Source organism: Agromyces sp. NPDC060279 (genome assembly GCF_042726785.1).
Lineage (GTDB): Bacteria > Actinomycetota > Actinomycetes > Actinomycetales > Microbacteriaceae > Agromyces.
The window spans coordinates 91,010-112,308 of the sequence record NZ_JBHXBK010000008.1 but is presented as its reverse complement, the minus strand read 5'-3'; the positions used below and the strand labels follow the sequence as shown (position 1 = coordinate 112,308).

The following is a 21,299-nucleotide window of genomic DNA, read 5'->3' as shown; positions in this document are numbered from 1 at the left end:
CGGGCCCTGACAATCACGCAGAAAGGCAGCACCAATGAAGGTGAATCGATCAGCCGCGACCGCGATCTTCGCGGGCAGCGCGATTCTGGCTCTGGCCTTGACGGGATGCTCGGCGGGCGGGGGAGGCGGGCAGTCATCGACGTCGGCCACGCTCACCGTCTGGGTCGACGCGAACCGTGTCGAAGAGATGCAGGACATCGCTGCGAAGTTCGAGGACGACAAGGGCATCAAGGTCGAGCTCGTGCAGAAGGAGTACGGCGATGTGATGCGCAACGACTTCATCCAGCAGGTGCCGGCAGGGGAAGGTCCGGACGTCATGGTGGGCGGCAACGACTGGCTTGGCCAGCTCGTCCAGAACGGCGTCGTGGCTCCGCTCGAGCTTGGGGACACTGCTGGGGACTTCTCCGACGTCGCCATCGGTGCCATGACCTACGACGAGGTCACCTACGGGCTGCCAGTCTCCCTGGAGAACATCGCGCTTCTGCGGAACACGGCGCTCGCCTCGTCCACCCCGGCCACCTGGGACGAGCTGATCGCTGCCGGGCAAGCCGTCGTCGCGAGCGGCGCCGCCCAGTATCCGGTGCTCGTGCCCTCAGACCCGGTGGACTCGGACCCGTACCACCTGTACCCCCTCCAGACCTCCTACGGTGCCCCGCTCTTCGCCTTCGACGCGGACAACGGGTACGACACCTCCGAGCTGTTGGTGGGTAGCGAGGGCGGGAACGCGTTCGCGGCCAAGCTCGTCGAGTGGGGCGCGGCCGGAATCATCAACACCAGCATCACCGGTGACATCGCACGTGACGAGTTCGCCGCTGGCAAGTCGCCATTCATGCTCTCCGGTCCGTGGAACCTCCCCGCGTTCCAGGAAGGCGGCATCGACTACGCCATCGAGGCCATCCCGCAGGCGGGCCCGGACGCGCCGACTCCCTTCGTGGGCGTGCAGGGCTTCTTCGTCAGCTCGCAAAGCAAGAATGCCATCGCGGCCAACGAGTTCGTCGTGAACTACCTTGGCAGCGAAGAGGCGCAGCTCGCGCTCTACGAAGCCGGCGGCCGTCCGCCGGCGCTGAACTCCGCGTTCGAGATCGCCTCCGCCGAGAACCCCGATGTGGGCGCGTTCGGCGAGGTCGGCCGGACGGGCGTGCCGATGCCCTCGATCCCCGAGATGGGGGCGGTCTGGGACAACCTCGGCGCCACTCAGTCTGCGCTGCTGAATGGAACGGCCGGAGACCCGACGGAAGCATGGCAGGCGATGACCGAACGGCTCCGCGAAGTCGTCGGCGGATAACAGACCGGGCCGAGGCGGAGCCCCAACCGCCTCGGCCCTTCCAGCCGTCCAACTGCATTCAGGAGCACGTGTGACCACCACCGAACTGCAAGCGTCTTCCGGCACCGACAGAAGCCGGAAACGTCAACGTCCCACCACTCGCGCCGTCGCCGGTGCGCCGTCCACCTGGGTGGTGCTGGTAAAGATCCTCAGCCTCGGCGTGCTCGACGCGGTGGTCATCTACGCGGCGTTCATCCTCGCGTTGAACGAGGACTGGGTGCTCGCGGCTGTCGCGCTGGCGGCCGCAGCCCTGATCAACTGGATCTACATCCGAAGGGGGAGCCTCCCCGCCAAGTACCTGATCCCGGGAACTGTGTTCCTGCTGGTCTTCCAGATGTACGCCATCATCTACAGCGGGTACGTCGCCTTCACGAACTACGGTGACGGGCACATCGGCTCGAAAGAAGCCGCCGTCGAGGCGCTCATCAACAAGTCGCTCACTCGGGTCCCCGATTCCCCCGCCTATCCGATGGTCGTCGTCGAACAGTTCGGGCAGCTCTCCTTCCTGGTGACCGACCCCGACGGTGAGGCGCTCATCGGTGGAGAGGACCGGCCGCTTCAACCAGCGGATGCTGATTTCGAAGACGGCCGTGCCGTCGCCGTCGAGGGCTACACCACGCTGGACTTCGCCGGCGTCCTCGCTGAACAAGAGCAATTGGCTGCGATGAGCGTGCCACTCACCGACGACCCGAACGACGGGGCGCTGCGGACTCCTGACGGATCCCAAGCGTTCGTCTACTCGGCGACGATGCAGTACGACGAGACCGCCGACGCGTTCATCGACACCGCCACCGGCAAGATCTACGAGGACACCGGGGACGGCGCCTTCGTCGCGGCCGACGGAACTCAGCTCATGCCCGGCTGGAAGATCGATGTGGGCTTCGAGAACTTCGTTCGAGCGTTCACCGAAGAGTCCATTCGAGGACCATTGATCGCAGTGGTTCTCTGGACCTTCGTCTTCGCCGGATTCACCGTCGCAGCGACCTTCGCCGTCGGGGTGTTCCTCGCGCTCATCCTGAACGATTGGCGGCTGCGATTCCGCAGGACGTTCCGTGTCCTCGTCATCCTGCCGTATGCATTCCCCGTGTTCCTCTCCGCACTCATCTGGAGCGGGATGCTCAACCCGCAGTTCGGCTTCATCAACCAAGTACTCTTCGGTGGAGCGCAGATCCCATGGCTGACCGATCCGATCCTGGCGAAGTTCAGCATCCTCATGGTGAGCCTCTGGCTCGGCTATCCATACATGTTCCTGGTCGCTACCGGGGCGCTCCAGTCCATCCCGGAAGAGCTCGTCGAAGCCGCCAAAGTCGACGGGGCGGGACCATGGGCGGTGTTCCGGAGGATCAAGCTCCCCTTGCTCATGGTCTCGATGGCGCCGCTGCTGATCGCGTCCTTCGCGTTCAACTTCAACAACTTCAATCTGATCTACATGCTGACCAGAGGCGGCCCGCAGGACATCACCACCGACATGAACGTCGGCGCGACCGACATTCTCATCACGCTGGTCTACAAGGTCGCGTTCGGTGAGACCGGGGGACGCGACTTCGGCCTCGCGAGCGCGTTCTCGATCATCATCTTCGTTCTGGTCGCGGTCATCTCGGTGATCAGCTTCCGCCGCACCAAAACGCTCGAGGAGCTCAACTGATGTCCATCGACACGTACCCGGCCACGTCGCATACGCCTGAAGTGAACCCCCGCGGGGAGAAGAGCGGGCGTGTTCCGAAGGGGCCCTCCCAGCGCCGCAGGACCGCCCGGGCGCTCGCCGCGAAGTACATCGTGGTCATCCTGACCTCCGTCATCGCGGTGTTCCCGATCCTGTACATCGTCTCCGCATCTCTGAACCCGAACGGAAGCCTGGCCGGCTCGTCCGGTCTCTTCACGAAGTTCAGCCTGGAGAACTACATCAATCTCTTCAGCAACCCGGCTCAACCGTTCGCAGCGTGGTTCATGAACACCCTGCTCATCGGGCTGGTGACGGCAGCCGGCACAGTCCTCCTCGGCGGGCTCGCCGCGTACGCCTTCTCACGCATGCGGTTCTCCGGACGTCGGCTCGGGCTGATCACGATCCTCCTCGTGCAGATGTTCCCGCAACTGCTCGCGGTGGTCGCGATCTTCCTTCTGATGAAGGGCATCGGCGACATCTTCCCGGCGCTCGGGCTGAATACTCACATCGGGCTGATCATGGTCTACCTGGGCGGCGCGCTCGGCGTGAACACCTATCTCATGTACGGCTTCTTCAACACCGTCCCGGTGTCAATCGACGAAGCGGCGAAGCTCGACGGTGCCGGGCACAGCCGGATCTTCTTCACGATCATCCTCCGGCTCTCGGCTCCCGTTCTGGCCGTGGTCGGCCTGCTCTCGTTCATCGCGACGATCAACGAGTTCGTCATCGCGAGCGTGCTCCTGACCGCGCCGGAGAAGAAGACCCTCGCCGTCGGTCTCTACCAGTTCATCGCCCAGGAAACCTCTGCGAACTGGCCCGTCTTCGCAGCCGGTGCAGTGCTCGCGGCACTGCCCGTGGTCGTCCTCTTCTTCGTGCTCCAGAAGTACATCGTGAGTGGTCTGACCGCTGGATCCGTGAAGTAGCCGGGGTGGAGTTCGCCGATGCTAGCCTTACCCGCATGGGTGCGACTCTCGCGGATATTGCAGCGCACGCGGGGGTCAGCGAAGCCACGGTCAGCCGCGTTCTCAATGACAAGCCGGGAGTCGCCCAACACAAGCGCCAGGCGGTCCTCACCGCTCTGGACTTGCTGGGCTACGAACGGCCGGCACGTCTGCGACGACGCACCGGCCGCCCGGTTGGGTTGCTCCTCCCTGAGCTGATCAACCCGGTCTTTCCAGCATTCGCTCAAGCCCTCGGGCCCAACTTCGCACGTCGAGGCTTTACTCCGCTGATCGGCTCCCAGAGCGAAGGCGGGCTCGACGAGGACGAGTACATCGACATGTTCGTCGAGGCGGGTGCGGCGGGGATCGTCTTCTTCTCGGGCCGGCACTCGGATTCGCAGTTCCCGATGGACCGCTACACCCAGCTGCTGGAGCTCGGCCTGCCGTTGGCGTTCGTGAACGGGTACCGCGCAGGTATTGACGCTCCGTTCTTCTCCATCGATGAGCACAGCGCGATGGAGCTCGCCGTGCGCCACCTCACTGCCATGGGGCACCGGCGAATCGGGCTTGCGGTCGGGCAGGAGTCCTTCGTGGCCGCGCAGCGGAAGTCCGAAGGATTTCAGAGTGCGATGAAGAAGCATGCCGGTGATGAAGCGCGCGCCGTCATCGAGCCGTCGCTCTACACCGACGATGGCGGAATCAGCGCTGGGCGAGCCTTGATTGCCGCCGGCTGCACCGCCGTGGTCTGCGCGAACGACCTCATCGCGGTCGGAGTGCTGGCGGAGGCCCGCAGGCAAGGCCTCGAGATACCTCACGACTTGTCCGTCGTTGGTTTCGATGACTCGGTGATCGCACGACACGCTTGGCCGCCACTTACGACGGTCCGACAGCCGGTCACCGCGATGGGCGTGGCCATCGCTGACGCGTTCGTCGGGGAGATGAACGGCATCCGAGCTTCTCGAACGGAGTATCTCTTCCAACCCGAGCTCGTTGTGCGCGAATCCACGGGGCCCGTGCGGCGCTAGACCAACTGAAGATGGTCCTCCTCGTCGACGGAACGATTCACCCCGCCTGCGACGGTGCCGCGGAGGCGTAGCCGAACTGCCGGCGAGTCAGCGCTTCGAAGGCGCGGTCGGGCAGAAGCGTGGCCAGTGCGACGGCGACGTTTGCGCCGGGCCAGACTCGGTATCGCGTCTTGGGCCTCGGCGTCAGCGCCGCGAACTTGGACGCGTGGTACCAGCCGCCCAACGGGGCTGCAGGTTGTCTCCTCGATGCTTCGCCGTCGACGCCGTGCTGGGGGAATCCGATGACCTCGAGCCCGGCGAGGCGCTGGGGTCGGCACCGGGCTGCGTGCACCGCTGCCGCATCGGGCTGCACATTTCGCCCGCCATCGAAGTGTTGCGCTCCTACGCTGGCCGTATGCCCCTTCACCAGTACCGCACGACGCTCGCGTGGGAGGGCAGCACGCGCGCGGGATACCGCGCGTATCGGCGAGCGCACGACGTGCTGGCTCCGCGGATCGCGGTGCGGGGCGCGGCGGCGGAGCGCGTGGTCGAGCTCCTCCATGAGGCGCACGCCGGATGCTACATCGCCAACTCGCTCACGGCGGAGACGAGCCTCGCGCCGATCGTTGAGGTGCGGTCGTGAACGACCTCGCCATCGCCGTGGGCGCCGTCGCAAGCGACGTCAGCCGGATCGGCGCGGTCCTCGGTGCGGCCGGCGTGGGCCTCGAGGGCGGGGGAGTGTGGGCCGGTCAAGCCCGCTACCTCGTCGCCGACGGCGCCGTGGCGGTCGCCGCCCTGGATGCCGCCGGCATCCGGGCGACCGCGGCGCCCGCGCTCGTGGTGTCCCTGCGAGCGGACGTGCCGGGGGAGATGGGCCGCATGATGTCGGCGCTGCACTCCGCAGGCATCCGAGTCGAGGCGCAGTACAGCGATCACGACAACCGCAAGGTGTTCGTCGTCGACGACGTCGAGCGCGCGCGGACGGTCCTCGGATGACCAGGCCGTCGCTCGAGCAGCTGGCGCAGGCACTCGCCGAGCCCCGCCGGCTGCAGATCCTGCAGGAGCTGCTCGGCGGCGTGCCCCTGCCGGTCGGCGCGCTCGCCGTCCGGATCGGCATCGCCCCGTCGACGGCGACCGCGCACGTGAACAGACTGCTCGGAGCCGGGCTGCTCGAGGTCGAGCAGCAGGGGCGCACGCGACTCGTCCGCATCGCCGAACCGGCGGTGGCCGACGCCGTGGAGTCCGTGCTGCGTCTGACCGGCGAACCGCCGGTCTCGTCATGGGCGGCCAGCGATCGGCGCACGGCGATGCGTCGCGCGCGTTCCTGCTACGACCATCTCGCTGGAGACCTCGGCATCGCCGTCGCCGACCATCTCGTCGAGCGGCGGCTGCGCGACGAAGACCTCGGGTCGGCACGCGTCACCGTCGACGAGATCGGCTCGGCACTCGGCCTGTCCCTCGTGGTGCCGGAGTCATCCCGTCCGCTCGTGCGAGGGTGCCCCGACTGGACGGCCCGCCGGCCGCATGTGGCGGGCCGCCTGGGCGCGGCGCTGCTCCAGGCGATGCTGGACGCGGGCTGGGTGCGACGCCGACCCGAGGACCGCGCGCTGCGGGTCACCCCCGTCGGTGCACAGCACCTGGACCGGCTTCAACGCTGAACGCCACCCGGGCGAGCCCCGGCCCGTCGTAGTGGGGGATGACCTCGCTCGCCGAGAACCCGAGGCGCTCGTGGAAGGCCTGTGACGCCGTGTTCTCGGGGCTGGTCACGCTGCGCACGACGCGCCGTCCGTGCTCGGCAGCGACCTCGAAGAATGCGCGGTAGAGCGCCCGGCCCAGGCCCTGGCCCTGCCTGAGCGGGTCGACGCCGACGAAGTGAATGTACGCCGAGTCGGGTTCGGTCTGCGAGAGGAACCTCACGAGGAACGCGACGAGCCGCCCGTCCTCGTCCTCCACCACAAAGCTCGTCGTGGAGAAGTGCTGGAAGAAGAGCCTCGGCAGCAGCAGTGCGCGTTCCCGCGCTCCGTCGTCGCCCTTGAGGTTCCCCTACCAGCTGTCGAGCACCGCAAGCACCCGCGGGTGGTCATCCGGCGCGGGGCGGCGGGCCACCAGGCCCTCGGGAAGCTCTGCGATCACGGTCACCTGCTCCCATCCTCGGGGTCCACCCAGGCCGCCTCGGCGGCGCGACGGTTCCGCGCGCGTGTCCACCCGGCCATCGCCAGGGTGACGACGGTCACCAGGGTGAATCCGCCGAGCAGCCACGGGGCGGCGGCGTCGAGTCCCTTCGCGACGGGCGAGGCGTACCAGCCGAGCGGCAGGGGCAGGTTCGTACGCCCCTGCTCGTGCGCGGCGGCGAGGTCGAACTGCACGTCCCAGGCCGGGGCCTCCGCCTCGGCACCGGATTCGTCGCGGACGGTCCAGTGGTAGCCGGGGAACAGCCGCGAGACGGCGGGGTCGTCGACCTCGAGCACGATGCCGGAGGTGCCCATGGCCGCACTGCGGTCGCCGAACGCGCCGGGTTCCTCGGGGAGCACCGTGCCCTCGCCGTCGTCGATCAGCACGTACGAGCCGATGGGATCGAAGAAGTCGCGGAGCTCGCCGGTCTCGTCGAGGCCCTGGCCGCGCACCTGCCGCGACTCGGGCGGCGCCTCGCCCGCCATGAGGATGCCGGCGTCGGAGTCGACGGGCACCTCCGCGGGCACGTCGGGCGTCCCGTCGATCCCGTCGATCTCGAACATCTGCGGGTCGACGCGGGGCTGGACGTCGTTGATCAGGCGGAGCTCCGCGGAGGCCCCGGAGGCGTCGGTGACGCGGAGGGCCTCCGGGGCGTCGACTCGGATGTTCGCCGGGAGGCGCGGCATGCCCACGCCCGCGGTCATCAGGCCGGCGACGACGGCCAGCAGCGCGCTGGCGCCGGCGGCCGCCAGCCACCATCGGACGGGGGAAGTGCTCGCGTGCTGGGTCATGGCTTCTGCGTCGCGCCTCTCGTTGCTCGTCCCCTCCATCCTTGCGCGTTCGAGCCCGATCCGGGGCCCGTCGTCCGCAATTCGGCGATCGCGGCGTCGAGCCGCGCGGGCAGCGGCAGTGCGGCGCGGCTCAGCGGGCGGGCACCTCCGCCAGGGCCGCAGCCTCGCCGGGCAGCGGGGCGGATGCCCGGCGGCGCGCCGCGAGCGCGGCGGCGACGAGCACGAGGAGCGCGGCCGCGCTGAGCGCCGCACCGATCCAGATCGGCGAGGTGTAGCCGAGCCCCGCCGCGATGCCGAGGCCGCCCGCCCAGGCGCCGAGCGCGTTCCCGGCGTTGAACGCGGCGATGTTCGCGCCGGAGGCGAGGGTCGGGGCGCTCGAGGCGTAGCCCATGATGCGGGACTGCAGGCCAGGCACGGTGCCGAAGCCGAGCCCGCCCATCAGGAACAGCGCGACGACGGTGGCCGGTCCGTTCGCCGCGACGAGGGCGAAGCCGACGAGCACGACGACGAGCGCCGAGACGAAGACCAGCAGGGTGCCGTCGATGGAGCGGTCGGCGGCCTTCCCGCCGACCCAGTTGCCCACGAAGAGACCGCCGCCGAACAGCACCAGGAGCCAGGGCACCGCGCCGGAGGCGAAGCCGCTGACCTCGGTGAGGGTGTACGCGATGTAGGTGAAGGCGCCGAACATGCCGCCGAACGCGAGCATCGTGACGAGGAGCGAGAGCCAGACCTGCCCGGAGCGGAACGCGGCGAGCTCGCTGCGCAGCCTCGGCTGTTCGAGGTGCCCGAGCGGCGGCACGAGCAGGGCGAGCCCGACGAGCGCCACGACGCCGATCGCGGCGATCACCCAGAAGGTCGCGCGCCAGCCGTACTGCTGGCCGAGGAAGGTGCCGAAGGGCACACCGAGCACGTTCGAGGCGGTGAGGCCGGTGAACATGATCGCGATGGCGGCGGCCTTGCGCTCGGGGGCGACGAGGCTCGCGGCGACGACCGAGCCGATGCCGAAGAACGCGCCGTGGCAGAGTGCCGCGACGACCCGACCGATCATCGCGACCGCGTAGTCGGGGGCGAGGGCGGTGAGCGCGTTGCCGGCAATGAAGAGCACGACGAGGCCGAGCAGCACGGCCTTGCGGGGGAGCCGCACGGTCGCGGCGGTGAGGGCGAGGGCGCCGACGACGACGCCGAGGGCGTAGCCCGAGATGAGCCAACCGGCCGCCGCTTCGGTGACGCCGAAGTCGGCGGCCACCTCGGGCAGCAGGCCCATGATGACGAACTCGGTGAGGCCGATGCCGAAGGCACCGATGGCGAGCGCGAGCAGGCCGAGTGGCATGGATGATTCTCCTGATACAGTAAAGTAGTTGCGCACGCTGTATATTGCGGCAGCGGGGTTAATAGTTGCACACGCAAATAGATTGCGCAAGCAACGATCGAGGAGGAGGCTGCACATGGGCATCGCCGACGACGCCGTCGAGATCCGGGCCACGGGCTGGCGCACGCTCGTCGCCCTGCACGCGATGATCGAGCTCGAACTCGAACGCGCGCTCGGGGAGGCGGCCGGGCTCTCGGTCGTGGAGTACACCGTGCTCGACGCCCTCGACCGTCAGGATGGCTGGCACATGCGTATGCAGCAGCTCGCCCGCGCCGCGGCGCTCAGCCCGAGCGCCACGACCCGGCTCGTCACCCGCCTCGAAGACCGCGGACTCCTGACCCGGGTGCTCTGCGCCGACGACCGCCGCGGCATCTACAGCGAGCTCACCGCGGCCGGCCGGGCGCTCTACGAGACGGCGCGACCGGTGCACGACGCCGCGCTCGAGCGGGTGCTCGCCGAGGCCGGCGAACGGCCCGAGCTCGCCCCCGTGGTCGAGGCGCTGCACGCCGAGCCCGCCACGGTCTGACGGGGGAGTCGGGGCCGGGGGTCCCCGCCGCCCGGCCCCATCCCCCGAGCCGTCAGCGGTGCCGACCGGTCGGCTGACGTCGCGCGAGCAGCAGCGCCGCGACGCCCGCGGCCGTCAGCAGCAGCGCGATCACGATCGCCCCGACGGGCGGCTCCCAGCCGGTGCCCGCGAGGGGCGGGCCCGGCTTCGGTGGCACCGGCGTCGGCGTCGGCGTCGGCGTCACGGTCTCGACCGACGCCGACGAGGGCGGCGACTCGACCGGCGACTCGTCGGGCGCGGTGCCCGTCGCGACGGCGGTGTTCTCGATCGCGGCTCCGGTGAGGTCGGCGGCCACGGCGGTGTAGCTCGCCTCGCAGTCGACGAACGCCCCGGGCAGCAGCTCGGCGGCGGCGCTCGGGCAGGTGACGACCGGCGCCGTGCCGGCCCCGGAGAAGTCGGTCTCGGCGACCTCGATGGTCCGCAGGGTGACGTTGCCGATGTTGGTCACCCGGAACGTGTACGAGACGACCTGGCCCACCGCGGTCACGCGCTCGACGTCGGCCGACTTCACGAGTGAGAGCGCCGGGCTCTGCAGCGCCGGGATCACCGTCGAGGAGGGGTTCGACTCGACGGGTTCGTCACCGGCCGCACCGGTCGCGCGCGCCGTGTTCGCGAGCTGGCCGGCGTCGACGTCGGCCTGGGTCAGCGTGTACGTCGTCGTGCACGTCGCCTGCCGGCCGGGCGGGAGCGGCGTGCTCGGGCAGGTGATCGGGTTCTCCGGGCCGCTGCCCGAGAACGCGTCCTCGGTGATCGCGAGCCCGGTGACGGTCACGTTGCCGGTGTTCGTCACGACGAAGGAGTAGGTGATGACCTGGCCGACGGTGAAGCTCGCGGCGTCGCTCGGGCTCGCCGACTTCACGAGGGTGATCCTCGCGGCCTCGTCGAGCGGAGTCGTCGTCGTGGCGGGCGGCGACTCGACCTCGTCCTCGTCGGGGCCGGTGCCCGTCGCCGTCGCCCGGTTCGTCACCTCGCCCGCGTCGAGGTCGGCCTGCGTCACCGGGTAGCTCGCGCTCGCGACCGCGAACTGGCCGGGGCGCAGCACGCCGTCGGCGCCCGGCCAGGTGTAGCGCAGCGCGCTCACGCCCGGCAGCTGCTCGGCGATGCTCACGCCGGTCAGGGGCGTGTTGCCCGTGTTCGTGACCACGAAGTGGTAGACGATCGGGTCGCCCGGTTCCGCGGGCGAGCCGAGGCCCGAGGCATCCGCCGTCTTGGTCAGGGCGATCGCGTCGCTGCGATCGATCGGCGTCTCCGTCTCGACCTCGTTCGACGGCGTGTTCGCCCCGCTCATGGTCGTGCCGTTCGCGACGGCCCGGTTGATCACCCCGCCGGCGTCGATGTCGGCCTGGGTGATCGCGTAGCTCGCGGTGCCCGTCGCGATGTCGCCGGGCTCGAGCACGCCGGGGTCGCCCGGCCAGGTGTACGTGATCGCCGTGATCCCGCTCAGCCGGTCGGTGATGGAGACGTTCTCCAGCCGCAGGTTGCCCGTGTTCTCGATCGTGAAGTCGTAGGCGATGAGGTCGCCGACGCCCGGCGGCGAAGCGAAGTCGGGCGTCGCCTCCTTGCCGAGCAGCAGGCTCGGCGCCTGGGTGAGCGGGGTCGTCGTGGTCGCGGGTCCGGCCTCGACGGGGGTGCCGCCCTGCGTCTGCCCGGTCGTCGTCGCCGTGTTCGTGACGAGGCCGGCCTCGATGTCGGCCTGGGTCACCGCGTGGCTGCCCGTCACGGTCACGAACTGCCCGGGCGCGAGCACCCCCTCGTCGCCGGGCCAGGTGTAGCTCAGCCCGTCGCCGAGGAGCGTGTCGACCACCTCGACGTCGACGAGGGTGACGTTGCCCGTGTTCGTGACGGTGACGGTGTACGCGATCGGGTCGCCGACCTCGGTCGGCTGCTGCACCCCGGAGGCGTCCGCGGCCTTCACGATCGCGATCGAGGGCGTCTCGTCGCCGGAGACGACGGCGGTCGAGTCCGCGGTGACGGGCGGCCCGCTCGGCGGCGTGCCGCTCGCCTGCGCGGTGTTCGTGACGCTGCCCTGATCGATGTCCTCCTGCGTCAGCACGTAGGTGGCGGTGCAGCTCATCCCGGCGCCGACGGCGAGGGTGGTCTGCGGGCAGGAGATCGCCGACGGCGTGCCGCTGCCGTCGAACGCGGTCTCCGCCACGGCGACAGCGGTCAGCGGCACGTTGCCGGAGTTCGTGACCTGGAAGGTGTAGGTGACCGTGCGGTCGACGACGAACTCCGAGGGGTCGGCGAGGTCGGCCGACTTCACGAGCGAGATCGCGGGCGTCTCGGGGACGGTGAACACGACGGTGCTGTCGCCGGGCTCGAGCAGCCCGTCGAGCGGTCCGATGTTGCCAGGGCCGTTCGTGTAGGTGCCCGCGACGGCGCTCGTCACGAGCACCGTGAAGGTGCACGAGGCGGTGCCGGCGTCGAGGTTGCCCGACCCCGTGATGGCGTTGCCGTCGATCGTGGCGACGCCGGCGGGGCAGTTCGTCGAGGGGGTGCCCGCGAAGGCCAGCCCGGCGGGCAGCGTGTCGGTGAACGACCAGCCGTTCTTCGCGGCGAGCTCGTCGGTGTTCGTGATCGTGAAGGTCAGCGTGGTCGTGCCGCCGGCCACGGCGGTCGTGGGCGAGAACACCTTGTCGAGCTGCGGCGTGGCGTCGACGATCTGCGGGTCGTCGAAGCCGGAGTCGTTGCCGCGGAAGCCGCCCGCGGCGTTGTAGAGCTGGATGCCGATCGTCGACACCCCGGCGGGCGCGCGGAAGCCCTGCGAGTTCAGCTTCGCGATGTGGTAGTTCTGCCCGGCGGTCGTGATGATGCGGGCGGCGGGGTCGGTGCACGGGTTCAGCCCGCTCGCGAGGGTCGTGACGGTGCCGGTCCCGGTGCCGGGGGTGGGGCCGGACCCGGTCTGGTTCTGGATCAGGTTGAAGGTGAGGCTCGGGTCCTGGCGACCGAGCCCCGGTCCTTCCGAGACGCAGTTCACCGCGCCGTAGATGGCGCTGATCTGGTAGAAGTGCCCGGCCGTGATGCTCGTGGTGATCGGCTTCGCGGTCTGGAACTGCACGCCCGGGCCGGGGTTCGACCCGCCGTTCGTGTAGGCCGAGAGGATCTGGTTCTGCTGGGCGACCGGCAGCGTCTCGCCCCGGAACAGCCCGATCGCGGTCGCCATGCCCTGGAGCCGGGCCCAGGCGGTCGCGTCGCACCCGGAGTCGACGCCCGTGACCACGGCGTTGCGCGGCGTCGAGGAGCGCAGGATCCAGCCGTTGCACTGGTCGCCCGCGGGCAGCCAGGCGGGGCTCGCGACGTACGTCGAGGCGTTCGCCGCCGGGCCGCCGGTGTACTGCGGCAGGCGGATGCCGTTCGTGGCGAGCTGGTTCTGGAAGTCCTCGGCGAAGACGGGGACGGATGCCGCGCGGGGGATGCCGGGGCTGCCCGGCGCGCCGCTCGCCGAGTTCGCGGCGGTCAGCGCGCCGCCGCCCCCGACGAGCAGCGCCGCGATCGCGACGGTCGAGGCGAGCCAACGTGGTCTGCGGGCTCGGGCTCGGGTGCCGAGGCCGTTCGTGTTCGGATGCTGCGCACGCGTCATGATGGATCCCCCCGAGACCGCAGACTAGACCTGAGGAAACCTCAGTGCAACGCCTGTCAGCCGCGCAGGCGCACCCGCAGGCCGCCGGGAGGCAGCGCGGGAACCCGGCGCAGACTGATCCGCAGGTCTTGGGGCGGCACCTCGTACGGCGCCGGCTCGGCGGCCGCCAGCGCGAGGAACCGGGTCATCACCGCCAGTGTGGCTCCTTCGCCGGGGCAGCGGTGGCCGCCCTCGACGTCCCCGGCCCCCTGCGGCACGAGCGGGCCGCCTGGCGCGCCGCCGAGGAAGCGGCCGGGCTCGAAGGCGTCGGCCTGCGTCCACTCGGCGGGATCGTGGTCGGTGGCGTACAGGTCGAGCATGGCGCGGTCGCCGGGCTCGAAGTGGTGGCCGTGCCACTCGAAGGGGGCCGCCGCGGTGCCGAGCACGCCGGGGAAGAACGGGTACCAGCGGCGCACCTCCTGCGCGAAGTCGAGGCGCGCCTCGGCATCCGTGCGCAGCGCCTTCCGCCAGCCGGGGTGGCGCTCGAGCGCGTGCGCCGCGAACGCCAGGTACCGGCTGATCGCCACGATCGGGCGGAGGAGGTTCAGCAGCTCGACGGCCGCGGTCCTGGAGTCGAGCAGCGCGCCGTCCGAGCCCGTCTGGCGGGCGACGATCGCGAGGGGCGCGTCGCTCGGCAGAGCCAGCCGCCCCGTCCGGCTCGCCGTCACCGCCTCCGCCGCCCATCGCTCGACCCCGCGGCGACGGGCCCGGGCGAGCCAGTTCCTCGGGCCGACGTGTCCCGCGTGCTCCACCATCGCGCCGAGGCGGTCGGCGAGGCGCTCGACCTCGACGAGGTGCACCGGGATGCCGCACCAGGCCACGGCGGAGCTGGTCAGCACCCGGCTGCACAGCTCGGCGAGGGAGACCGTGCGGCCCGCCTCCGCGGCGACGGCGGCCGCCCAGTCCACCGCGAATCGCTCGGCGAGGCGTGCCGCGTACTCGTCGTCGAGCAGTTCGAGGAACATGCGCTTGCGATGCCGGTGCGCGACGCCGGCGAGGGATTGGACGCTGCCCTCGTCCTGCAGCAGGTGCATCGCCGACGCCGGGATGGCGGAGCCGCGCGACATGCGGTCGGGCGCGGAGAAGGCCTCGGCCGCGTCCCGTCCGCGCATGACGACGGTCGGGTGGCCGAGCAGTCGGGTGCGGAAGCCGTCCGCCCGGAGCCGCGCGAAGCGGCGGCCGCCGTAGCCGTACCCCTCGCGGAGGAAGGCGAGCGAGTCGTCGAGCGCGTGCGTCGTGGGCAGCGGCTCGTCGGGCGTCCGATCGGTGCTCACGGCTTCAGCACCACCTTCACGCAGCCCTGCTCCTTCTTCTGGAACAGCTCGTACATCTCCGGCGCGCGGTCGAGCGGCACGCGATGCGTCGCGAGGTCCTCCGTGCCGAGCGGGTCGTCGGGGTCCTCCACGAGCGGCCGCAGCGCCTCCTGCCACGCGTGCACGTTGCACTGCCCCATGCGCAACTGGATCTGCTTGTCGAAGAGCCGCATCATCGGCATGGGGTCCGCCGTGCCCGCGTACACCCCGACGAGCGACAGGGTGCCGCCGCGCCGCACAGCCTCGATGCCGAGCAGGAGGGCCGCCTGGCGGTCGAGCCCGGCCGAGAGCATGAGCTTCCGGGCGGCGGCGTCCGGCAGCATCCCGATCGCCCGCTGCATCCCCGAGACGACCGGATTCCCCTTCGCCTCCATGCCGACCGCGTCGATGACCGAGTCGGGGCCGCGCCCCTCCGTCGCGTCGAGCAGGGCGGGCAGCGAGTCGTCGTCGAGATCGAAGGTCTCGGCGCCGTAGCGCTCGGCGAGGAGGCGACGTTCGGGCACCGGATCGATCGCGAGCACCCGGAGTCCGCGGTGCCGGGCGATCCGCACGCAGAGCTGGCCGATCGGGCCGAGGCCGAGCACCGCCACGGTGCCGCCGGGCGGAACGGCCGCGTACTCCACGCCCTGCCAGGCGGTCGGCAGCACATCGCTCAGGAACAGGTAGCGGTCGTCGGGCAGCTCGTGACCGACCACCACGGCGTTCGCATCGGCCCGGCGCACGCGCAGGTACTCCGCCTGCCCGCCCGGCACCGAGCCGTACAGCTCGGTGTAGCCGTAGAGCTGCGCGCCCGTGCCGTAGTCGCGGTTCTGGGTCGTCTCGCACTGCGTCGTGAGCCCGAGCCGGCACATCGCGCACTCGCCGCAGGCGATCGCGAACGGCACCACGACGCGGTCGCCGAGCGCGACGCGGCGCACGTCGCGGCCGACCTCGACGACGACGCCCATCGCTTCGTGCCCGAGCACGTCGCCGCGGTGCAGGAACGGACCGAGCACGCCGTACAGGTGCAGATCGGATCCGCAGATCGCGGTGGAGGTGACGCGGATGACGACGTCGCCCGGGTCTTCGATCACGGGATCCGGGACGGTCTCGACGGCGACGTGCTGCTGGGCCTGCCAGGTGAGTGCTCGCATGTCCCGGGTCTACCGGGCGGCAGCAGACTCGGACAGGGCCTTGACAGCCCGAGCCCCACGAGCCGGTCCCGTCCCGCATCCGCGAGGAATCATCACGATGCGGTAGACTTCGCGGGCAGTTCTTCCGGTGCGCGCGCCGGCCGCCGGGATCGTCGTTTCGAGCCCCGCCCGCCGCTCCGGTGCCCGCCCGTTCGCCGAGGCGAAGGGGCGGGATTCTCGCCGCTCGGTGGCCGTTCTGCCCCGGATTCTGGGACTTTGCCCCCCGTTTTGGGTGGATTCTCGACGATTCGGGCGTGGGGGCGCCGATAGGCTCGTTTTGTCTGATTCCCGTGAACGAGAGTCCGGATATGAGGGGTGCGTTTGTCGGGGCCACCCCGGCACCAACACTCCGGGTACACTCCCTGCGGCGTCGCATGGCGGCCCCGGATTGCGCCGGTCGTGAAGAGCACGTCCGGCTGAATGGCGAGCGTTCGAACGCCTCGATTCCCGAGGTGCGCACGGAGTCCGTGCGGGTCGCGGAAGCGGCCTCCGACCCGCTGGCCGCCATCGCCCTGCGCTCCTCCCGGGCCCTGCGCCGCGTCTTCGTGCTCGGCATCGCCCTCGCCTTCGGCATCGTCTTCGCCCGGCTGCTCAGCGTGGAGGGGCGCGGGCTCGGCTTCGACGCCCAGGCCCACGCCCTCGGCGGCTGGGGCGCCGCCGACGCGGCCGTCATGCCGCTCGCCGCGCTCGGCGCCATCGCCGTCGCGATGCTGCTGCTCGTCGTCTCCGCCTCCGAGGAACGCCTCGCCGCCGCGATGCGCTTCGGCCTGCCGGGCTTCGACGACCGGGCCAGGGCCATCGCGAACGGCATGGTCTGGGCCGGCATCGCACTGCTCGCCGTGCACTTCGCGGCGCCGGCGTTCGCGTGGATGCCGGGCGGTCACGAGGCGGCCGGCGTGCTGCTCGGCACGGTGCTCGGCGTCGGCACCGCCAAGCTGCACCACCAGGCGATCAGCCACGAGGCGTACCGCACCTTCAACCTCGTCTCCATGCTGCTCGCCGCCGGCAGCCTCGGCGCCATGTCGATCACCCCGACCGGCGAGTGGTGGACGCTGAACTTCAGCACGCTCGGCACGAGCGACGACCTCGCCGCCGCGAGCTTCAACGTCGGCATCGTCATCGCGGGACTCGGCATGGCCGCGCTGGGCCCGGCGCTCACCCGCGCCCTCGGCGAGGCGCGCTTCGCCGCCCGCCGGGGCGGGCTCGGCGCCGCCCGGGTGCTCATCGCCGTGATCGGTGCGAGTCTCGCCGGCGTCGGCCTCGTGCCGATCGACACCGACACGCTGCTGCACAACGTCTTCGCGTGCGCGGCGGCGGCGGGCTTCGCCGGGCTCGCCGGCTGCGTGCGGGCCTTCGCCCGGCGGATGCCGCGCACCCTCGTCGTGCTCTCCTTCGTCTTCCTCGGCATCGAGGTGGCGGCGATGTTCGCGTACCAGGTGCTGGGCCTGTTCAACCTGACGGTCTTCGAGATCGTCGCGTTCACCCTCGTCTTCGCCTGGCTCATCGCCCTCGTCGCCACGACGCACGCCCACCCCTCGGCCGAACCGAACGAGCACGAGCGCGGGCTCGCCACGGCCGCCGTCGCCGCCCACGCGCACGCGGTACCGCGCCGTCGCCTCGCCCCGGCCGGATCGGCCGCGCACGCCCGCCCCGCCGGCCGCGACGACGAGGCCCGGCTCCGCGGCCCGAGCCGATCCGGCTCGGTCCGGCTCCGCCCCCTCGGCCTGCCCGGCACGGACGCCTCGGCCGACGACCCTCCGGACCACGCGGCCCTCGTCTGAGGCATCCTGGGAGCCGGATGGTCCGGCAGCCGACGAGCCCGCGACGGGAATCCCTGCGGGCGCCCGGCGTTGCACGACGTAACGGTGCCGCGCGGCTTCGCGCGGCCGAGCGGAAGCGGAGGAACGCATGAGCGAGGACATCGAGCTCGCCGAGGTGGCCGAGCGGTCGAGGTACGAGATCCGGTCCGGCGGAGTCGTCGCCGGGTTCGCGATGTACCGCCGGGAGGCCGGGCGGACGACCTTCACGCACACGATCGTGAAACCCGAATTCGAGGGGCAGGGCCTCGGCAGCCGGCTCGCCCGCTTCGCCCTCGACGACACCGTGGCGCGCGGTGAGCGCATCGTGCCCGAGTGCCCCTTCATCCGGGCCTACCTCGAACGGCACCCCGAGTACGCCGGCTCCGTCGACCCGGTGGACGAGCCCGAAGCACGCTGAGCGCCTCGCCGCGAGGCGCACATCCGCGTCGTGGCGGGCGTTCCGATCGGTCGGCGCCACCGGCTTGTGCCCCGTTCCGGGGGCGGCACGTGGCGCGCGGCAGGGATACGATTCACCCAAACCCGAGTCGGGAACCCGAACCCGACATGCCCGCCAGCCATGGTGGCCGCGGTGCGCCCTCGCGCGCCCCGCTCGGGAGGTTGCTCGTCGAGCTCAGTTCGGGTCGCTCGGCGGGGAGGGCCTCCCCGGAGGCCGCGGTGGGGCGGGAGGTAGGGTTCCCGCCCCACCGTCATTCACCCCGCCGCTCGCCGGGGTTCCCGGCGTGCCGCCGGTCGGCCGTCATTCACTGCGCCGGGATCAGTCGTCGTCCTCGGGCGTGATGATCGGCGCGCCCGCCTCGGCGGCGCCCTGGCGCACGCGGGTGGTGAGCCGGATGAGCGTGCGCAGCTCCTCCTCGTCGAGCGAGGCGCCCATGTGCTCGGTGATCGACTGCATGTGCTCCACCGCGACGCGGCGGAACAGGTCGAAGCCTTCCGCGGTGATGGAGACGATGGTGCCGCGGCCGTCGTCCGGGTCCTCGCTCTTCACGAGCAGGCCTCGAGCGGCGAGGCGGTCGACGAGGCGGCTGACGCTCGGCTGCGTGATGAGCACGGAGCGATTGAGCTCCTTCAGGCGGAGTCGTCGGCCGGGCGCGCGCGAGATGTTGAACAGCACGTCGTACTCGTTCATCGACACGACCGAGGACGGGAAGTCCCGCTGCAGGGCCCGCATGACGGTCACCTGGGCGCGGAACAGCGACTCCCAGGCCGCGACGGTGAGCTGCCGATCGACCACGTGGGGCTCCCTTCGTCAGCGCGCAAGCGCGCTTCCCAGAATAGGGGCCCGGACACGGTTGAGGGCCGGTCGTAGAGGCTGACGACCGGCCCTCGCCCTTGCACCAAGAGTGTCCTGCAATCACATTCCACACCGCCCGCCACAGCAAACGAGCGGTGCGAAATCGAATATATAACAGATAGGTAACGGGCGCCAGACCTGCTCGGAAATCTCTGCGGTGGCGCACCGGCGGAGCGCGGAGGAGATCCGCTCGGCGGGAGGATGCCTCGGCCCGAATCTTCATCCGGGAAGGCGATCATCCTCCCTCCGAGCCGGAGGGAGGATGATCGGAATCCGGAATCAGAAGACGTCGGGGCTCGGCGTGGAGGCCTGGCGGATCGAGACGTCGGCGTGCCGGTCGAAGCGGTAGCCCAGGCCGCGCACGGTGCGCACGATGTCCTGGTAGTGCGCGAGCTTCGAACGCAGCCGGCGCACGTGCACGTCGATGGTGCGCTCGCTCGGGGCCTCGTCGTCGGCGTTCCAGAGGCTGTCGATGAGCTCGTGCCGGTCGATCGTGCGGCCCTCGCGCAGCACGAGGTACTGCAGCAGCTCGAACTCCTTGTAGGTGAGCCCGGCGGGCTCGCCGTCGAGCAGCACGCGCTTGCGCGAGATGTCGATGATGACGCCGTTCGGGTGGCGGTCGCTGTCGTCGCGCACGTCGCCCTGGGCCTCGCGCTGCTTGGCGAGGGCGGCCGGGTCCTGGAGTGCGAGGCGGACGACATCGACGTCGCGGCCGCCGGCGCCCTCGGGGGCGAGGGCCACGGCCGCGTAGGTCTCGGCGGAGGGGGCGACCTCGGCGGTCAGTCGGCGGAGCGCCTCGACGATGCGGTGCAGCGTGGTGCCGTCCTGGGCGGCCTTGCCCTCGTCGATGCCGACGTAGAGCACGAAGCCGCGAGCCTCGGTGCCCTCGGGCACGGCGCGGACGCGGGGGGCGGGGGCGAGCTCGGCGGCCGGAGCGGCGAGACGGGCGATGGGGGCGCCGTCGGCGATGGCCCGGACCGGGGCGGCCGAGATGCTGGGGGCGGTGCGAGCGGTGGGAGCGGAAGCGAGTGCGAGCGACATGACGGATTCCTTGCGTTGCGGGTGCAGCGATCGACCCCGTCGGCGGGGTCTGCGAACTGGCCGGAGTGGGCCGGGCGAGCGCCTGGGCGGCGGCTCAGAGGAGTCCGGGCGATCTGGATGCGGATCGGCGGCGGGACTCGGCGAAGAGGTCGCGGGTCAGCGGCACATTCGACAACACATGCCTGCACGCGCCGACATCATCATGTCGGCAGTCCTGTTCACCTCGCGGGTGGTCAGGGTGCGTGCGGTGTCGGTCATGGTGGAGAGTCAATCGGAGCCGCGAGCATGTGTCAATTCGTGACCGGTGGATGACGGGGTGTGACGTCGCACGCGGTGCATCGGCATCCGGCCGTCACGAAACCCTCTCGCCCACCATCGCTGCAACTCGAAGGATCAGCGACAAACTCGGTCGGAAAAAAATCTTCTGCAGTGAGTGCGCCAGCTGGCGCGGGCCCGCTCGAAGATCCTTCGCATATAGCACGACGGGCGCCTCGATCGAGGCGCCCGTCGTCGAACAGGGGAGGGGATGACTCAGACGGTGCCGTAGAGCCGGTCGCCGGCGTCGCCGAGACCCGGCACGATGAAGCCGTGCTCGTTCAGGCGCTCGTCGACGGCGCCGAGCACGACGGTGACCTCGCGGCCGTGCAGCGCCTCCTCGACGGCCTTCAGGCCCTCGGGGGCGGCGAGGATGCAGATCGCGGTCACGTCGGTCGCGCCGCGCGCGAGCAGGAAGTCGATCGCCGCGATGAGCGAACCGCCCGTCGCGAGCATGGGGTCGAGCACGAAGCACTGCCGGTTGCTGAGGTCGTCGGGCAGACGCTCGGCGTACGTCGTCGGCTGCAGCGTCTCCTCGTCGCGGGCCATGCCGAGGAAGCCCACCTCGGCGCTGGGCAGCAGCTTGACCATGCCCTCGAGCATGCCGAGTCCCGCGCGCAGGATCGGCACGATGAGCGGCTTCGGTTCGGCGATGCGCACGCCGGTCGTCACGGCGACGGGCGTCTGGATCTCGACCTCGGTGACGCGGACGCCACGGGTGCCCTCGTAGGCGAGGAGCGTCATGAGCTCTTCGACGAGGGAGCGGAACACCGGCGAGGGGGTCTCGCGGTCGCGGAGCACCGTCAGCTTGTGGGTGATGAGCGGGTGATCCGCCACGTGGACTCGCATGGCCCCGATTCTACGGCGCGGTAGCGTGGCAGCCGAGAGCGGATCGAGCG

The 21,299-nt window shown here is 70.8% G+C and carries 19 protein-coding genes; 10 read left to right on the top strand and 9 right to left on the bottom strand.

The window, feature by feature from the left end:
- Window positions 1–34: 34 nt before the first annotated feature.
- The 7 genes from ACFWE1_RS16825 (at window position 35) to ACFWE1_RS16795 (ending at window position 6,590) form a co-directional block, all read left to right on the top strand.
- A complete protein-coding gene (locus tag ACFWE1_RS16825; RefSeq protein ID WP_285465136.1) occupies window positions 35–1,285 on the top strand; it encodes a maltose ABC transporter substrate-binding protein in 1,251 nt (416 codons plus the stop codon).
- Between the two features lie 70 nt (window positions 1,286–1,355).
- Window positions 1,356–2,969: an ABC transporter permease subunit gene (locus tag ACFWE1_RS16820; protein ID WP_376934571.1), complete on the top strand. Its 1,614-nt coding sequence runs from the start codon at window positions 1,356–1,358 to the stop codon at window positions 2,967–2,969.
- Complete coding sequence (locus tag ACFWE1_RS16815) at window positions 2,969–3,910, top strand: sugar ABC transporter permease (RefSeq protein WP_376934569.1); 942 nt, start codon at window positions 2,969–2,971, stop codon at window positions 3,908–3,910. The genes ACFWE1_RS16820 and ACFWE1_RS16815 overlap by 1 nt, the downstream gene beginning before the upstream one ends.
- Before the next feature lie 35 nt (window positions 3,911–3,945).
- Window positions 3,946–4,953: a LacI family DNA-binding transcriptional regulator gene (locus ACFWE1_RS16810; protein WP_376934567.1), complete on the top strand. Its 1,008-nt coding sequence runs from the start codon at window positions 3,946–3,948 to the stop codon at window positions 4,951–4,953.
- Between the two features lie 394 nt (window positions 4,954–5,347).
- Window positions 5,348–5,575, top strand: coding sequence for a hypothetical protein (locus tag ACFWE1_RS16805; RefSeq protein ID WP_376934565.1), 228 nt, complete (start codon window positions 5,348–5,350; stop codon window positions 5,573–5,575).
- Window positions 5,572–5,928, top strand: coding sequence for a hypothetical protein (locus ACFWE1_RS16800; RefSeq protein ID WP_376934563.1), 357 nt, complete (start codon window positions 5,572–5,574; stop codon window positions 5,926–5,928). The genes ACFWE1_RS16805 and ACFWE1_RS16800 overlap by 4 nt, the downstream gene beginning before the upstream one ends.
- Entirely contained in the window at window positions 5,925–6,590 is a 666-nt protein-coding gene (locus ACFWE1_RS16795) for an ArsR/SmtB family transcription factor (protein ID WP_376934561.1), read from the top strand. The genes ACFWE1_RS16800 and ACFWE1_RS16795 overlap by 4 nt, the downstream gene beginning before the upstream one ends.
- On the opposite strand, the gene ACFWE1_RS16790 is transcribed toward ACFWE1_RS16795, so the two are convergent.
- The 3 genes from ACFWE1_RS16790 to ACFWE1_RS16780 all read right to left on the bottom strand — a co-directional run bounded on the left by ACFWE1_RS16790 (window position 6,547) and on the right by ACFWE1_RS16780 (window position 9,342).
- Complete coding sequence (locus ACFWE1_RS16790) at window positions 6,547–6,930, bottom strand: GNAT family N-acetyltransferase (protein WP_376934584.1); 384 nt, start codon at window positions 6,928–6,930, stop codon at window positions 6,547–6,549. The two genes, ACFWE1_RS16795 and ACFWE1_RS16790, sit on opposite strands and share 44 nt — an antisense overlap.
- Window positions 6,931–7,067: 137 nt before the next feature.
- The gene (locus tag ACFWE1_RS16785) at window positions 7,068–7,895 is read right to left on the bottom strand and encodes a hypothetical protein (protein ID WP_376934559.1); all 828 of its coding nucleotides are present in this window, start codon (window positions 7,893–7,895) and stop codon (window positions 7,068–7,070) included.
- 130 nt (window positions 7,896–8,025) lie between these two features.
- The gene (locus ACFWE1_RS16780; RefSeq protein ID WP_376934557.1) at window positions 8,026–9,342 is read right to left on the bottom strand and encodes an MFS transporter; all 1,317 of its coding nucleotides are present in this window, start codon (window positions 9,340–9,342) and stop codon (window positions 8,026–8,028) included.
- Here ACFWE1_RS16780 and ACFWE1_RS16775 point away from each other — a divergent pair.
- Window positions 9,341–9,790 (top strand): MarR family winged helix-turn-helix transcriptional regulator, encoded by a 450-nt coding sequence (locus ACFWE1_RS16775; protein ID WP_376934556.1) that lies wholly within the window; start codon window positions 9,341–9,343, stop codon window positions 9,788–9,790. The genes ACFWE1_RS16780 and ACFWE1_RS16775 overlap by 2 nt on opposite strands.
- A gap of 52 nt (window positions 9,791–9,842) precedes the next feature.
- On the opposite strand, the gene ACFWE1_RS16770 is transcribed toward ACFWE1_RS16775, so the two are convergent.
- The 3 genes from ACFWE1_RS16770 to ACFWE1_RS16760 are packed head-to-tail and all read right to left on the bottom strand — an operon-like array spanning window position 9,843 to window position 15,894.
- Window positions 9,843–13,409 carry a hypothetical protein gene (locus ACFWE1_RS16770; RefSeq protein WP_376934554.1) on the bottom strand — a complete coding sequence of 1,189 codons (3,567 nt, stop codon included), beginning with the start codon at window positions 13,407–13,409 and terminating at the stop codon, window positions 9,843–9,845.
- A 56-nt stretch (window positions 13,410–13,465) separates the two neighbouring features.
- The gene (locus ACFWE1_RS16765; RefSeq protein ID WP_376934552.1) at window positions 13,466–14,722 is read right to left on the bottom strand and encodes a cytochrome P450; all 1,257 of its coding nucleotides are present in this window, start codon (window positions 14,720–14,722) and stop codon (window positions 13,466–13,468) included.
- Entirely contained in the window at window positions 14,719–15,894 is a 1,176-nt protein-coding gene (locus ACFWE1_RS16760; protein WP_376934550.1) for an alcohol dehydrogenase catalytic domain-containing protein, read from the bottom strand. Before ACFWE1_RS16760 ends, ACFWE1_RS16765 begins: the two co-directional genes overlap by 4 nt.
- Before the next feature lie 491 nt (window positions 15,895–16,385).
- Here ACFWE1_RS16760 and ACFWE1_RS16755 point away from each other — a divergent pair, with 491 nt between their 5' ends.
- Window positions 16,386–17,714, top strand: a complete 1,329-nt coding sequence (locus ACFWE1_RS16755; RefSeq protein WP_376934549.1) for a hypothetical protein — start codon at window positions 16,386–16,388, stop codon at window positions 17,712–17,714.
- 127 nt (window positions 17,715–17,841) lie between these two features.
- Entirely contained in the window at window positions 17,842–18,150 is a 309-nt protein-coding gene (locus ACFWE1_RS16750) for a GNAT family N-acetyltransferase (RefSeq protein WP_376934547.1), read from the top strand.
- Between the two features lie 357 nt (window positions 18,151–18,507).
- Here ACFWE1_RS16750 and ACFWE1_RS16745 read toward each other — a convergent pair whose 3' ends face one another.
- The 3 genes from ACFWE1_RS16745 to upp form a co-directional block, all read right to left on the bottom strand.
- Window positions 18,508–18,984 (bottom strand): MarR family winged helix-turn-helix transcriptional regulator, encoded by a 477-nt coding sequence (locus ACFWE1_RS16745; RefSeq protein WP_376934545.1) that lies wholly within the window; start codon window positions 18,982–18,984, stop codon window positions 18,508–18,510.
- A 339-nt stretch (window positions 18,985–19,323) separates the two neighbouring features.
- On the bottom strand, window positions 19,324–20,085 hold the full coding sequence (locus ACFWE1_RS16740) for a winged helix-turn-helix domain-containing protein (RefSeq protein WP_376934543.1): 762 nt from the start codon (window positions 20,083–20,085) through the stop codon (window positions 19,324–19,326).
- Window positions 20,086–20,616: 531 nt separating this feature from the next.
- Window positions 20,617–21,249 (bottom strand): uracil phosphoribosyltransferase, encoded by a 633-nt coding sequence (upp, locus tag ACFWE1_RS16735; protein WP_376934541.1) that lies wholly within the window; start codon window positions 21,247–21,249, stop codon window positions 20,617–20,619.
- Window positions 21,250–21,299 lie beyond the last annotated feature (50 nt).

Bases quoted from the DNA above. Each gene is read 5' to 3' on its own strand.
- ACFWE1_RS16825 (WP_285465136.1), top strand. From the start codon at position 35: ATGAAGGTGAATCGATCAGCCGCGACCGCGATCTTCGCGGGCAGCGCG.
- ACFWE1_RS16815 (WP_376934569.1), top strand. From the start codon at position 2,969: ATGTCCATCGACACGTACCCGGCCACGTCGCATACGCCTGAAGTGAAC.
- ACFWE1_RS16810 (WP_376934567.1), top strand. From the start codon at position 3,946: ATGGGTGCGACTCTCGCGGATATTGCAGCGCACGCGGGGGTCAGCGAA.
- ACFWE1_RS16805 (WP_376934565.1), top strand. From the start codon at position 5,348: ATGCCCCTTCACCAGTACCGCACGACGCTCGCGTGGGAGGGCAGCACG.
- ACFWE1_RS16795 (WP_376934561.1), top strand. From the start codon at position 5,925: ATGACCAGGCCGTCGCTCGAGCAGCTGGCGCAGGCACTCGCCGAGCCC.
- ACFWE1_RS16785 (WP_376934559.1), bottom strand. From the start codon at position 7,895: ATGACCCAGCACGCGAGCACTTCCCCCGTCCGATGGTGGCTGGCGGCC.
- ACFWE1_RS16775 (WP_376934556.1), top strand. From the start codon at position 9,341: ATGGGCATCGCCGACGACGCCGTCGAGATCCGGGCCACGGGCTGGCGC.
- ACFWE1_RS16780 (WP_376934557.1), bottom strand. From the start codon at position 9,342: ATGTGCAGCCTCCTCCTCGATCGTTGCTTGCGCAATCTATTTGCGTGT.
- ACFWE1_RS16770 (WP_376934554.1), bottom strand. From the start codon at position 13,409: ATGACGCGTGCGCAGCATCCGAACACGAACGGCCTCGGCACCCGAGCC.
- ACFWE1_RS16760 (WP_376934550.1), bottom strand. From the start codon at position 15,894: ATGCGAGCACTCACCTGGCAGGCCCAGCAGCACGTCGCCGTCGAGACC.
- ACFWE1_RS16750 (WP_376934547.1), top strand. From the start codon at position 17,842: ATGAGCGAGGACATCGAGCTCGCCGAGGTGGCCGAGCGGTCGAGGTAC.
- ACFWE1_RS16740 (WP_376934543.1), bottom strand. From the start codon at position 20,085: ATGTCGCTCGCACTCGCTTCCGCTCCCACCGCTCGCACCGCCCCCAGC.
- upp (WP_376934541.1), bottom strand. From the start codon at position 21,249: ATGCGAGTCCACGTGGCGGATCACCCGCTCATCACCCACAAGCTGACG.